Below are 13,392 nucleotides of genomic sequence, written 5' to 3' on the forward strand. Positions count from 1 at the left end.
CATACGCACCTTCCAGAGCAAACGACGATAATTCCTAAATGACGCGGTCGATTGCAACTTGATAAAATACGCATTTTGTAATAAGTGTTTTTAGTACATTTATTGAAATAAAACCTTATCTTTAACAGGATAACTAACCTACTATTTGACTTAATCTATGTTAAATCACAATTATACATGCTATTTTAGCCGTTTACCGCTAAAACGTTATGTTTTGGTATGTGCCCTGTCTTTACTGGGCAGAATTGCCATAGCGCAGCAAACATCGGTATCGAGTCCTGATGGAACTTTGACCGTTAAGTTGGATCTGAAAAATGGTCATCTATTTTATGAGGTTGAACTGGAAGGAAAGACAATGTTGGAATCTTCACCTCTTGGGCTCCAAAGTAAGACCATAAATTTAAGCGATAATTTGCGTTTAATAGCAGAAAAAAGAGCTGAAATTTCGACTAATTATAACGAATCAAAAATCAAACGCAGTCAGGTAGCGTATAAAGCGAATGAATTGCGTTATGTGTTGGAGAATACTTCAAAGCAGCAGATCGAGGTTACTTTCCGTGTGAGCAACAACAATATAGCCTTCCGATATTATGTGCCTCAAGTGGGCGAGCCGGCCAACTTTGCATTGATAAAGGAGAACAGCGGCTTTAAATTCCCATTAGTTACAACAACATTTTTAACAGCCCAAGCTTCCCCGATGATAGGCTGGATGAAAACAAAACCAAGTTACGAAGAGGAGTATCAGGCAGACCAGGCGCTAGGTGTACCTTCGACGTATGGTGTTGGTTATACTTTTCCTGCGCTATTTCATGTTGGAGATCGTGGATGGGTACTTGTTTCGGAAACGGGAGTTTCAAGTGCATATTGTGCGTCCAAGTTAAGCGAAGGTACCAAGGATGGGCTTTATAGCATTGCTTTTCCGGAAGAAGGGGAGAACAATGGCATTGGACGAGCTGCTCCCACAATTTCATTACCCAGTTATACACCTTGGCGCACACTGACTGTCGGAAGCAATCTAAAACCCATTGTGGAGACGACGATTCCGTTTGATGTTGTTGAACCGCAGTATAGGGCATCGAAGAAATATGAATTCGGACGGGCGACGTGGAGCTGGTTGGAATGGCAGGACGGCAGTATTAATTTTGAAGACCAAAAGAAGTTCATTGACCTTTCGGCTTCAATGGGGTATGAATTTGTATTGATCGACAATTGGTGGGATACAAAGATCGGCCACGAGAAAATTGAACAATTGGTGGCTTATGGGAAGGAGCGGGGCGTAGGTATTTGTCTGTGGTACAATTCGAACGGATTCTGGAACGACGCACCGCAGACGCCAAAAAATAAAATGAATACTTCGATTGCACGTAAAGCCGAGATGCAATGGATGCAGCGCGTGGGCATTAAAGGAATCAAAGTCGACTTTTTTGGAGGCGATAAACAAGAAACACTGAAGCTTTACGAAGATATTCTTTCGGATGCAAATGACTATGGATTAACCGTTATATTTCATGGATGTACTTTACCGCGGGGTTGGGAACGTATGTATCCGAATTTCGTGGGCAGTGAAGCCGTATTGGCCTCTGAAAATTTGATTTTCACACAACATGCAAATGATACGGAGGCTTTTAATGCGACTTTACATCCCTTTATTCGCAATGCCGTGGCGGCCATGGATTTTGGCCCGGTTTTACTGAACAAACGTCATAACCGCGAAAATAGCGGCGGTACTATCCGCAAAACGACAGAAACATTTCAATTGGCAACGGCGGTTCTATTTCAGACTCCAGTGCAAAATTTTGGATTGACACCCAATAATTTACAGGAAATGCCAACCCATGTGATTAATTTTATGAAGCAGGTACCAACTACCTGGGATGAGACTGTTTTTATTGATGGTTATCCAGGTAAATATGTCATACTTGGCCGGAGAAAGAATGATACATGGTACATCGCCGGTATAAATGCCGAGGGCAAAGAAAAGACTGTATCGGTGAATTTGCCCATGTTGAGTACAGATGCGGTACAGCTAATCGACGATAACATCGCCCGGCAGTCAAAACAGAAACAAATTCGACTTTCCAAAACAAAGTCCATCAAATTGACATTGCAACCTGACGGCGCTGTTGTTTTAATCGGAAAATAAATTAAACGCTCTTCTGACGAACTGAATCACTTTTGATGAACTGAATTATCCAGGCTAAGTGAATCAGGCCTGACTAATGGAAGCTTTCTCACAGATTCCATTAGTCAGGACGAAGAGTTCGAATTTCTAGGATCTTGTGACTTGTCGATCCTGCTCCGGCCTTAATTTTCAGTTCTATTTTGGTTTTACCTATACACTCTTTGGGAAGCTGTATACGTATAGTTTTCATGGTGGATTTCTCGTCCTTGTCTTCCAATGTGCTGATGGTTTTACCATCGATCATAACCTCAGTTACCCTGGATGAATTGTCTGCCAGCAATTTGATCGCCACCAATTGGGCCTCGGGCGTTATTTTCATCACGTAACTGAACCAGTCTTTTGTATCGCGCCAGCGTGTATCGCCGAAAGCCCCAGCATTGCTATTTTGTTCGCGAAAAAAGTGATCTGATTCCGGTTGTTGCTCTCCAGCGACGACCTTATCGACTGTTTTGGCCGCTAGCGCTAAGCTTTCTACTTCATCGCGGCTCATTTTCTCCTGTAATGCCTGCAATTCCTTTTCTGTTGCTTGAGGCCAATAGATCATATAACGGGAATCATGAATACCAAAAAAAGGTTCTAATTCCATTTGAACACCTTTTTTTCCCATATAGAGATCGGAGAGTGTAAAGTGGAGGGGCTTTGAAGTTATTGGTCGTACAAGAGCTGGAATATTGTTCGGTTCAGCTTTAAGAATTGGAAGATCACGTAAAGGGATTTGTTTTCCCGATGCAATGTGTCCCATTCGGCTGTCATCAGCCTGAAGTCCCAAAAGATCTTCCTGTCCAGTGCGGGCTCCCAAAACAAGCGGCCCATATAAAATACTGTAATGATTGCTTTTATCAGGTAACTGCTCAGTATGTACTCCCATGGGCAATTCAAGGCTGACGATATCGCCTTTTCGCCATGTACGTTTGATCTGGATATGCTCATTTGTGGAACTAAAATTGTTGTAGGGCTTCCCATTGATCAACACATGGGGAGCTATGGTGAGCCAGCTGGGTTTACGAATAAACAAGCTGAATGACGTCGGTTTCTCGGGGTTGATTCGTATGCTTGTATTGGCTTCTGTTGGGAAGTTCGTATCTTGAATGACTTCCATATTTTTCTCCTTCCAGTCCAGGCGTGAAGGAATAAATAGATTGACAAATAGGTCATTGTTGCGGTATGCATAGATCATTTCACCATATTTGGCGTGATTTTCCATCCCTGATCCAACGCAGCACCACATACTTGTCTGCACTTGTGAATAAACGCGATAATGCCCCGGACGGATCTGTGTGAAATAGACTAATCCTCCATGGTCGGGATGTTGTGTCGATAAGATATGGTTGTATAGCGCACGTTCATAAAAATCGAGGTATTTCCCTTGCGGATCGGTTTGGTAGAGCATTTTTGTGAGCCGTAACATATTGTAGGTGTTGCAGGTCTCAGGTCCCTCAATGCTATATAACATCTTTGAAAAATCGTTCGTTGGGTTAAAATGCTCACTCACACTATTTCCGCCAATAGCAATTGAGCGCTGTTCAACGACATTGTCCCAAAAGTACCGAACAGCCTCCGCCCATTTTTCGTTATGGGAAAGGTCAGCAATGCGCTTAAAACCGAGGACTTTTGGAATTTGTGTATTCGCATGCAATCCTGTTAAATGATCTTCATGCGCTAATAAAGGCTCAAGTACGGATTGATGACTGAATTTACGAGCCAGCTCAAGGTAAGCCTGATCTTGGGTAATTGCAGCGACATCAGCAAAAGTTTCGTTCAGTCCACCGTGTTCACTTCGTAACATTTCCTGTATTTGAGCATCAGAAAGTTGGCCAACCAACTCAAGCGCCCAATCAGCCATCTGGACCAGCATTTCTTTTGCAGATTTATTGCCTGTCAACAAGTAGGCATCTCGCAGGCCAGCGTAGGTTTTGTGTATATTATATAGTGGTACCCATTTTCCATTCAGGTTAAAGCTACCGGCGTTGATCCGGCCCTGTTGAATTTCTGTCCAAATAATTTTACCCCCAGGAACTCCGCCAAGGTAACCGTTTCCATTTGCTTCCTGACAACGTTTCAAGTTGCTGAGCATATAATCTAGGCGCTCCTTAATACGAAGGTCGCCTGTAGCGGCATACATATGAGCAAGAGCAGATAGATAATGACCTCCGATATGGCCATCTAACCCTGTATTTTCCCAATTGGTATAGGAGTCTTTTTTAAGCGGTAAATTGGCTTCGCGTAAAAACGGAGCCAACAAACGGTCGGGATCCATTTCCAATAAATAATTGATGTCCAGATCTTCGGCATGTTTAAAAAGCCCCGGTAATAACCTGACTTCTCTTAAATCGAAATAATTTAATTGAGGAGTCGTTTGAGCAGATAGCGCCAGACTAAATAAGCTTAAGAGAGCACTGTGCAAAAATTTGTTTTTGAAGATCATATGGACTGAAATTATCATTTGTTATTAACAAGATCTGATGAGCTTGTCTGGTTAGCCGTTATGTAAAAAAGGACCGGTAAATCAAAGATATTAAATGTGTTATTTATTTTAAGTGTTTTTTTTACATTTATATTTATATGTGAAAATAATGCGCGTGTTTTTTTTGTATATCATTGATAATTAGTTTGTTTTTTTATTAAAAAGAGCTGGTCCGTTTATTTTTAACTATACTTGTATATGAAGAAAGTTAATAGTATTGTTATTTTTTGTGCTTCCAGTTTAGGGAATTCGGCCGTGTATGAAGAGCAGGCCTCCTATGTGGGAAAGGTTTTGGCCGAATACGGTATTCGTTTGGTTTATGGGGGTGGAAGGGTTGGCCTAATGGGAGCTGTTGCGAATGGAGCTCTTGCAAAGGGAGGTGAGGTCATTGGTGTGATTCCCGACTTTTTAAATTCGAAAGAAAGGGAGCATAAGGGCGTAACGAAATTGATTACTGTAGATACCATGCATGATCGTAAACGAATTATGAGTGATTATGCGGAAGGAGTTATTGCTCTGCCGGGCGGTTTTGGTACCTTGGAAGAGCTTTTCGAAATGATTACATGGGCTCAATTGGGTTTACATAAAAAGCCAGTTGGTTTGTTAAACATCAATGGATTTTATAATCACCTAATCCACTTTATTGATCACATGGTCGAAGAGGGGCTTCTTAAGCAGGAAAATCGAGCGATGTTATTAGTGGCTGATACGATTGAAGCACTGATCGAGAAGATGCAAGAGTATGAGGCGCCACTGGTGCCAAAGTGGATAGAGAAGGATGAGATTTAGAGAGACAATGAAATCGTTCAGAATTAACGCAGTCGAAATGAGTTCGAAGTTTTATTATTTCGGTGGCGGCTATAGCAGCGCGCAGTATACGATCATTTTTTTTCAAATTTAAACTTTTGAACAACATTTTTAAAGAAATTAACAACAGTGAATTGAACTAGAGGAGATACCTTTGTTATGGCTAGTTGCTAGAGTCGTTTGGTCAGTATAAATACTGCGCTGGTCTTCGATTCGGGGGAATCCCCTATATTTTAACCGGCTTTGGGATTCCCTTATTCAATCGTGAACAGGAGATATTCTTCTCCCTACACAAAAGGCCCGATCGTATGATCGGGCCTCTTTTATTAAGTAAAGCAACGTATTTTACAGTTGATTTGCCCGAGCCGTGATTTCGGCAATGTCCAGCACTTCTATCACTGATTCTTTTTCTTTTATCTTTACGCCATCTTTTAGCATGGTCATGCAGAAAGGACATGCTGCAGCTACAACTTGAGGCTGTGCATCAATGACTTCTTCGATACGTTCGATGTTAATGTCTTTTGCTCCGGGCTCTGGTTCTTTGAACATTTGTCCGCCCCCAGCACCACAGCACAATCCATTGCTCTTGCAACGTTTCAGTTCGATCAACTGGGCGTCCAAGCTTTCCAATACTTTCCTCGGTGCCTCATACACCTCATTTGCACGACCAAGATAACAGGGATCATGATAGGTTATCTTCTTTCCCTTGAATACATTATTATCCGCTGGTTTTAATTTTCCTTCATCGATCAGGTTTTGGATCAATTGTGTATGATGAATAACCTCATAGTGGCCGCCTAGGGATGGATACTCATTTTTTAAGGTATTGAAACAGTGCGGGCAAGCAGTTACTATTTTTTTGATTTCATAGCCATTGAGTACTTCGATATTCATCATGGCCTGCATTTGAAATAGAAATTCGTTTCCACTTCTTTTGGCAGGATCACCCGTACAGCTTTCTTCTGTACCTAGGATGGCATATTTTAAACCGACATGTTGTAATATTCTGCAGATATCGCGCGTAATTTTCTGTGCACGTTCGTCAAAGCTCCCTGCACAACCTACCCAAAATAGTATATCAGGAGTTTCTCCTTTGGCTAACAGTTCAGCAACTGTTGGAACTTTTAATTCATTTTCCATCATAAAACTATTGTTGTTGAGTCCAATTGGCGCGGTCCAATTGCGCATATTTCCATGGGGCACCATTGTTCTCAATATTTCCAAACATATTGTTAATACTCGCAGGGGCTTGCGATTCTTCCATAACAGCAAAGCGACGCAGCTCAATAATAATATCCAGTGGATTAATATTGACGGGGCATTGTTCTACACAGGCATTACAGCTTGTACAGGCCCATAACTCTTCTCGGCTGATATATGTATCTATTAGCGATTTTCCGTCATCCTGAAAGCTTCCATTTGTTTTGATATTTATACCGACTTCCGTCAGTCGATCCCTTGTATCCATCATGATTTTTCGTGGGGACAGCAGCTTTCCCGTTATATTTGCGGGGCAAGAAGATGTACAACGTCCACATTCCGTACAGGTATAGGCGTCCAATAAGCTCTTCCAGGTTAAGTCCTGAACATCTTTGGCTCCAAAACGCGCATTTGCATCTGCTGCTGGAGGAGTGAAACTTGGGTCAAGCATGGCTTTTACCTCGTTGGTTACAGCCGGCATATTAGACAGTTTGCCTTTCGCATTCAGATTGGAAAAATAGGTGTTCGGAAAAGCTAAAATAATATGAAGATGCTTAGAGTAGGGGAGGTAGTTCAAGAATGCAAGCACACCTAGAATATGAAACCACCAACAAGACCGCTCTATTAAAAATAAAGCTTCCGTCGAAGTTGGAAGGTATGGAAGGAGATAGTGACTTACCGGAAAGGAACCTACCGATTTAAAATGTGCAAAGCCATAGAGCTGCAATTTAAGATCAGATGCATTCATCAGCAGGAAAGCCGACATTAAAAGAATTTCTGTGATTAAAATAATATTTGCATCCGTCTTGGGCCAATGTTTCAATTCCACGCTATTTAAGCGAGCTACTTTAGCGATATTTCTCCGAATTAAAAAGATGATGCAGGAGAGCAGTACACCAAGGGCGAGCCATTCAAATGCACCAATCAGAAAATTATAAAAACTCCCTAGAAATGAAAAGATACGGTGTGTACCAAAAAGTCCGTCTATGACAATTTCCAACATTTCAATGTTGATGATGACAAATCCGAGGTACACAAATAAATGTAATACTGCGGGGAAAATTCGCTTGAACATTTTCTTTTGTCCAAAGGCGACGAGGAGCATCATTTTCCAACGCTCTGGTGATCTGTCCGAACGATCTGCCGGTCTACCCAGCTTGATATTACGATAAATCTGTTGTGCATTTTTGCTAAAAAGGAACAATGCTACAGCGAAACAAACCGCAAATATTAGTTGACCTATCATATGCTTGGATCTTGGTTATAAACAAATATACTATATTATTTTGTTATGCTAACATAGTAAAAATAAATCAGAAATGAAGACCTAAAGATGATAATTTATTGGAAATTTTTACTTGTAAAAGATAGGCTGTAATGAAAACGTCCAAGAAGGAATTCTTTCTTCTTGGACGTTTACCTAATTATAATAGAATAGTCTATAGCTGAACATCGGAGAATGTCTGTTCTAATATTTTACGAATGGTTTTCTGAATCCGTTCTTTTCCTGCTTCGGTATTGACATCGATACCGCAAAAGGTACTGCCCGTAGATTTTGCCTGAAGGCTTAGATAGTAGATTGAACTGACTAAGATCGCCAATGTTGCTCTCAGGTCGTTTTCGGAGTTTTCGAATTTTGAATCGACGTGTTTAAATAGTTCCTCGCCAAACATTTCCCGTCTGTCGGCGATATTTTTAAGCGCTTTGGTTTTTTCGCCCAGGCCCCAGTGAATGACTTTTTGCTTCGTTTTATCCTTCAAAAAGGTGTCGAATTGAGATTTAAGCAATTCTTCTATCAAGGAAACGCTGATGGTGCTTGGGTTTGTGACCATTTGCTCTAAGACTCCTTTGTCTCCGATTTGCCAAAAATCTTTTTGTGTCAGGTAAGCTTCCACCAGTTGATCGAGACCGCCAAAATAGTTCCATATTAATGCTTTGTTCAGTCCACATTCCAAAGCAATATTAGGCCCATTCAATGCATGGTATCCTTTCTTTTGAATGACCTTTCCAACAGCGGCGATCATGCGAGCTTTGGTGCGCTCCTTGTCTCGAATAGGACCGGAAGTTACCTTTCTTTCTTTTTTAGGATTATCCTCAATTACTTTCTTTTTCATGCGAATAAAATCATTTTAACGACGAAGCTTTCCTGAGTACCTCATATTCGTTAGTTAATGAACAAATTTGAGCCCATGAAGTTTTCATTAGGGTAGATATGTTTGTTTTCCGAACCAATATCTACAATTTAGCTGGTAAATGCAAGAAAACCAAGCAGCAGATTTTTATTTACACTATAATTTGACTGAACCGATAAGCTTTTTAGTTTATCTTATTCTTTTGGCTATAGAACTGACGAATATTTACTGCTGTCGGCGGTAAACGCCGATTGTGATTTACTTGTTATTTGGGAAAATGGATAGGTAATAAAAAAGGGATTATCTCTAAAGATAATCCCTTTTTTATTGCCTTGTATTGCTGGCTTATTTTCTTGCTGGAGCAGCAGGAGCAGCTGTAGCTGAAATTCCTAATTTTGTTTTAACAGCAGCAGTTAAATCCTCTCCACCTTGGAAATAAGGAATATTTGTGCTTGAAATATCAAATACATATGCCATTCCCTTTTCTTTTGAAACAGCGCTTACAGCATCACCAACTTTTCTATGAATAGGTGCAATTAGCTCTTCTTCTTTTTTACCTAATTCATCTTGAGCAGCTTGTTGTGCTGTTTGGATACGCGCTTGGATATCTTGTAATTCTTGACCTATTTTGTTGATTTCTGGATCAACAGTTTCTTTGTTTGCTTCACTTCTGTTACGCAATTTATCGTTCGCATCTTTTTGTTTTGTTTGATAAATAGCCACCATATCTTGAATTTCTTTGGTTTTGCCGTCGCTTAATGTTTTCAATTGACCTTCGGCTGCTTTAAATTCCGAAGTGGACTGAATAATTTCAGCAAAATTGATATGACCAATCTTTTGTTGCGCATTTGCGAATTGAGTTGAGAAAAATACTGCCACTAAAGCAACCGCACCTTTTAATAAATTTTTCATGCTTTTCATTTTAATCTAATGAGCCATCTTTATGGCAATCTTTTAGTTTTCTAATTAATTACTACTATTGTTATTTGTGTTCACAATGATAATAAACTCCCGCTTAGTTTGCAAGACTCGGATTGGGTTTATATCCTAATTTTGTAATGACATCATTACTTTTATTCAATTTTGGATTGGCATAAAGAAAAGTCGACTCATTGCCCTTGTCCATAATAAAATCAATTCCCTGCGCAGAAGCAACGTCTTGGATAGCTTTTGCTACACGATCTTGAATAGGCTTCATTAATTGAGTACGTCTTTTAAAGAGGTCGCCTTCAAATCCAAACTTTTGTTTTTGATAGTCTTTTACTTCTTTTTCTCTTGTCACGATTTCATCTTCCCGACGACGGCGCATATCTTCATTTAATAAAACCTGATCCTTTTGATAAGCCTGATATAGTTTCTCAATCTCAGCATATTTCTGATCCACTTCTTCCTGCCATTGCTTCGATAAATCATCCAGCTGTTTCTGTGCAGTCGTATATTCAGGAATATGTTTTAGGATATATTCTGAATCAGCATATGCGAGTTGTTGGGCAAATGTCGCTGTAGCACTAACGACTACAAAAGCTATAACTAACAATATTTTTTTCATATTTCCTGTAAGTTTTTATAGACTATACTTTTTATTATTTAACACTAATTTACCTTATGACATGATATAAACCCAAAAGTTTAATCTGGTAAAACCGCTTTAAGTAAATTTACGGCTCAAAAATAAGAAAAAAGAAGCAATCTACTAGATATTTCTCGGGTTTAACACTATTTAACTTGTTGTCGAATCCCTTTATAAGGCTTCCCTGAGCATGTCTATGGCTGTCTTTTTCGGTGGTCATAACAGCGCTCAATATAAGAAAATTTAGAAGATTTTGCTGTAGATTTTATCTGATAGGATATATAAAATCGGATAGCCTATGAAAGCCTAAATTGTTTTAAAATAAAAAAAGCTATCTGCAATTGTATGCGATAGCTTTTTTATGAATTTATACCCATGGACTGGGATCAAGAGCGGTTAGAATCCACCCATATTTTGCATAATACTAAACGTAAAGTTTTGTTTCCATGTACTGCTTGGTAAACCCGGGATAGGGTCAAATGCATGACCGTAATCTATTCCTAGCATACCAAAAATTGGTAAGAAGATACGGGCACCAACACCTGCAGAACGACGTACTTTAAATGGATTGTATTCAGTGAACTTGTTCCAGGTATTGGCCGCTTCAGCAAAAGCTAATACGTAAACTGTTGCCTGATCATTTAACATAACCGGGTGACGCAATTCCATTTGATATTTCGTATAGATCGGACTACCTGAATTTCGTGCCACATTCACATTTTGTGTTCCTTCAGGAATGATTACACCATTTGCATAACCACGTAATGCAACAATCTCAGATCCCTGTAGGTAATCAAACCCTTGCATACCATCCCCACCGACTTTGAAACGCTCAAAAGTCGATATTTCAGTTTTGTTGGAGTATTTACCCAAGAAACCAAATTGAGCTTGAGCTTTGAAAACAAGTTTACCAACGATTTTTGCATACCATTGTGAGTCAAATTTCCATTTGTGATACTCTGTCCAACGGTAGCGTTCTTGCGGTGAACCATTTTTATAATCAATGTTGTTGAACAATGAATATGGAGGCGTCAATTGCACCGAGAACTTGATGTTTGAACCTGAAGTAGGATAGATCGGCGCATCGATCGAATTACGGCTAAACTCTTGCGTCAAGTTGATGTTATAGGCCGTACCATTATCAAATAGGAAGTAATTTCCATAGTTCTGAAGCTTATAACGTTGGAATGACAAGGATGTATTCGCCTGGAACCAGTTATCTGGCCATTGTAAGCGTTTACCTAAAGTTGCGGTAATACCCGTCATCCAAATACGGTTCAACTCGGAATCCTTAACAATTTGCTCGCCTGTATAGTAGTTAAAGCCACCATACGATGAACTCGAAGTATAGGCACTCAAACCAAAATAAATTGGTTTTTTACCACCCAGCCAAGGCTCGGAGAAGGAGAAGCTATACGATTGATACCGTTTACCCGAAGTTTGACCACGCACACTCAACTTCTGTCCATCTCCACGTGGTAGTGGTTTCCAGGAACTTTTGTCAAAGAAATTGCTGGTGGAGAAGTTGTTGAATGTTAAACCTAAGGTACCGATAATCTGACCTGCACCATAACCACCCGAAAGCTCTACCTGATCCGAAGGTTTTTCAGTAACATTATAAACAATGTCTACTGTACCATCCGCATAATTTAAATTTGTCGGTACGGGGTTTGTTTTTTGTTCATCAAAATTTCCCAGCTGCGCAATTTCACGCACACTGCGCATAATTTGTTCTTTTGAGAATTTTTGACCTGGTTTTGTATAAATAGAACGCAATACAACACGGTCGTTGGTTACGTCATTACCTTTAACAATAACGTTATTGATGGTATATTGAGCACCTTCATATACACGTAAATTCAAATCGATGGTATCGTTGTAAATACGTGTTTGCTCAGGGTCTACCGAAAACGTAAGATAACCATCGTTCATATAGATTGAAGAGATGTCATCACTGTTTTTTGTAGGACCCATCAATTTTGCCGTTAATTTTTCTTCCGAAAAGACATCACCACGTTTGATACCTAAAATTTTATTCAGTAAAGTATCCGAATATTTGGCATTACCTGTCCAAACAATATTACCTACATAATATTTAGGACCTTCATAGATGTCAAAATTAACCAGCACATTTTTTTCACCATCGCGAATAACGGTATCTTTCAAGATCGTGGCATCACGATATCCTTTGGCGGCCATTTTCTTGATTAGGTTTTCTTTACCTTCTTTGTATTTTTCTTCCTTGAATTTTCCAGGACCGAAAATACGGTACCACATTTTTTGCTTGATGGGCTTGGCCATTTTTCTCAGTTCTTGTTGAGAAAAATGTTCATTCCCTGTAAACGTCATTTTTTTGACTCTTACCTTATGTTTTTTATCTACATCGGCAATAAGTATTTCATTATTGGCCTGTGCCGAATCTTTCACTGTTTTTAGTGTGATCTCCGGATATAAAAAAGCTTTTTCTTTTAAGAACCGTTGAATCGTAGCACGTGTGGTGTTCATCAAGTTTTCGTTGACAATTTTACCGGTGTTGCTATTTAAACGTTTGCGAACTTCTTCGGTCTGACTTTTACTTAGACCATTAATATCAATACGCGTTAAACGAGGACGTTCTACTACACGGATGGTCAAAAATATATTTTCACCTTCAATTTTATCTGCCCATAATTCGACATCATCAAAGAGGCCTTGAGCCATCATATCCTTTACTACTTTTGCAGTTGCCTCACTTGGAACTTCCAAATATTGACCTACTGACAATTTAGATATTGTAATTAATACATTTTTATCCAAAAATTGTGTTCCAGTTATATCAATAGCGCTAATTACATAGTTTTTAGGATTGAGATAGCTGATTTTTTCTGGGTCATTTAAATTGAACGCACCTTTGTCCTGTCCGTAGACAAGCTGCATTGATGAGAGGCCAAAAAATAGTATTACGGGTAGTATACGCTTCATTTATCTATAATTATTGGCGCTAAAGTACACCAATCGTTTGTTAATTTTTGTTAATTAAGAAAATTTAACCAGCTTG

Annotated in this window: 9 protein-coding genes; 2 read left to right on the plus strand and 7 right to left on the minus strand. The window is 39.6% G+C overall.

Annotated features, from left to right (window positions below):
• Positions 1 to 157 precede the first annotated feature (157 nt).
• Positions 158 to 2,143, plus strand: coding sequence for a glycoside hydrolase family 97 protein (locus tag AAH582_RS08055; protein ID WP_343321773.1), 1,986 nt, complete (start codon positions 158 to 160; stop codon positions 2,141 to 2,143).
• A gap of 100 nt (positions 2,144 to 2,243) precedes the next feature.
• On the opposite strand, the gene AAH582_RS08060 is transcribed toward AAH582_RS08055, so the two are convergent.
• Complete coding sequence (locus AAH582_RS08060; RefSeq protein WP_343321774.1) at positions 2,244 to 4,607, minus strand: glycoside hydrolase family 127 protein; 2,364 nt, start codon at positions 4,605 to 4,607, stop codon at positions 2,244 to 2,246.
• 237 nt (positions 4,608 to 4,844) lie between these two features.
• On the opposite strand from AAH582_RS08060, the gene AAH582_RS08065 reads away from it, so the two are divergent.
• Positions 4,845 to 5,435 (plus strand): TIGR00730 family Rossman fold protein, encoded by a 591-nt coding sequence (locus AAH582_RS08065; RefSeq protein ID WP_046671925.1) that lies wholly within the window; start codon positions 4,845 to 4,847, stop codon positions 5,433 to 5,435.
• 363 nt (positions 5,436 to 5,798) lie between these two features.
• On the opposite strand, the gene AAH582_RS08070 is transcribed toward AAH582_RS08065, so the two are convergent.
• The 6 genes from AAH582_RS08070 to bamA all read right to left on the minus strand — a co-directional run bounded on the left by AAH582_RS08070 (position 5,799) and on the right by bamA (position 13,316).
• Entirely contained in the window at positions 5,799 to 6,593 is a 795-nt protein-coding gene (locus tag AAH582_RS08070; RefSeq protein ID WP_046671939.1) for a (Fe-S)-binding protein, read from the minus strand.
• Between the two features lie 7 nt (positions 6,594 to 6,600).
• Positions 6,601 to 7,899, minus strand: coding sequence for a 4Fe-4S dicluster domain-containing protein (locus tag AAH582_RS08075; RefSeq protein ID WP_046671926.1), 1,299 nt, complete (start codon positions 7,897 to 7,899; stop codon positions 6,601 to 6,603).
• A gap of 193 nt (positions 7,900 to 8,092) precedes the next feature.
• Positions 8,093 to 8,767 carry a TetR/AcrR family transcriptional regulator gene (locus tag AAH582_RS08080; protein ID WP_046671927.1) on the minus strand — a complete coding sequence of 225 codons (675 nt, stop codon included), beginning with the start codon at positions 8,765 to 8,767 and terminating at the stop codon, positions 8,093 to 8,095.
• 363 nt (positions 8,768 to 9,130) lie between these two features.
• Positions 9,131 to 9,697: an OmpH family outer membrane protein gene (locus AAH582_RS08085; protein WP_343321775.1), complete on the minus strand. Its 567-nt coding sequence runs from the start codon at positions 9,695 to 9,697 to the stop codon at positions 9,131 to 9,133.
• A 103-nt stretch (positions 9,698 to 9,800) separates the two neighbouring features.
• Complete coding sequence (locus tag AAH582_RS08090; protein ID WP_046671928.1) at positions 9,801 to 10,334, minus strand: OmpH family outer membrane protein; 534 nt, start codon at positions 10,332 to 10,334, stop codon at positions 9,801 to 9,803.
• A gap of 417 nt (positions 10,335 to 10,751) precedes the next feature.
• A complete protein-coding gene (bamA, locus tag AAH582_RS08095) occupies positions 10,752 to 13,316 on the minus strand; it encodes an outer membrane protein assembly factor BamA (protein ID WP_046671929.1) in 2,565 nt (854 codons plus the stop codon).
• Between the last annotated feature and the right edge of the window lie 76 nt (positions 13,317 to 13,392).

The sequence above is a fragment of the Sphingobacterium multivorum genome, from assembly GCF_039511225.1.
GTDB lineage: Bacteria > Bacteroidota > Bacteroidia > Sphingobacteriales > Sphingobacteriaceae > Sphingobacterium.

Coding starts and splice junctions, on each gene's coding strand:
- AAH582_RS08060 (WP_343321774.1), bottom strand. CDS start 4,607: ATGATCTTCAAAAACAAATTTTTGCACAGTGCTCTCTTAAGCTTATTT.
- AAH582_RS08080 (WP_046671927.1), bottom strand. CDS start 8,767: ATGAAAAAGAAAGTAATTGAGGATAATCCTAAAAAAGAAAGAAAGGTA.
- AAH582_RS08090 (WP_046671928.1), bottom strand. CDS start 10,334: ATGAAAAAAATATTGTTAGTTATAGCTTTTGTAGTCGTTAGTGCTACA.
- AAH582_RS08055 (WP_343321773.1), top strand. CDS start 158: ATGTTAAATCACAATTATACATGCTATTTTAGCCGTTTACCGCTAAAA.
- AAH582_RS08070 (WP_046671939.1), bottom strand. CDS start 6,593: ATGGAAAATGAATTAAAAGTTCCAACAGTTGCTGAACTGTTAGCCAAA.
- AAH582_RS08065 (WP_046671925.1), top strand. CDS start 4,845: ATGAAGAAAGTTAATAGTATTGTTATTTTTTGTGCTTCCAGTTTAGGG.
- bamA (WP_046671929.1), bottom strand. CDS start 13,316: ATGAAGCGTATACTACCCGTAATACTATTTTTTGGCCTCTCATCAATG.
- AAH582_RS08085 (WP_343321775.1), bottom strand. CDS start 9,697: ATGAAAAATTTATTAAAAGGTGCGGTTGCTTTAGTGGCAGTATTTTTC.
- AAH582_RS08075 (WP_046671926.1), bottom strand. CDS start 7,899: ATGATAGGTCAACTAATATTTGCGGTTTGTTTCGCTGTAGCATTGTTC.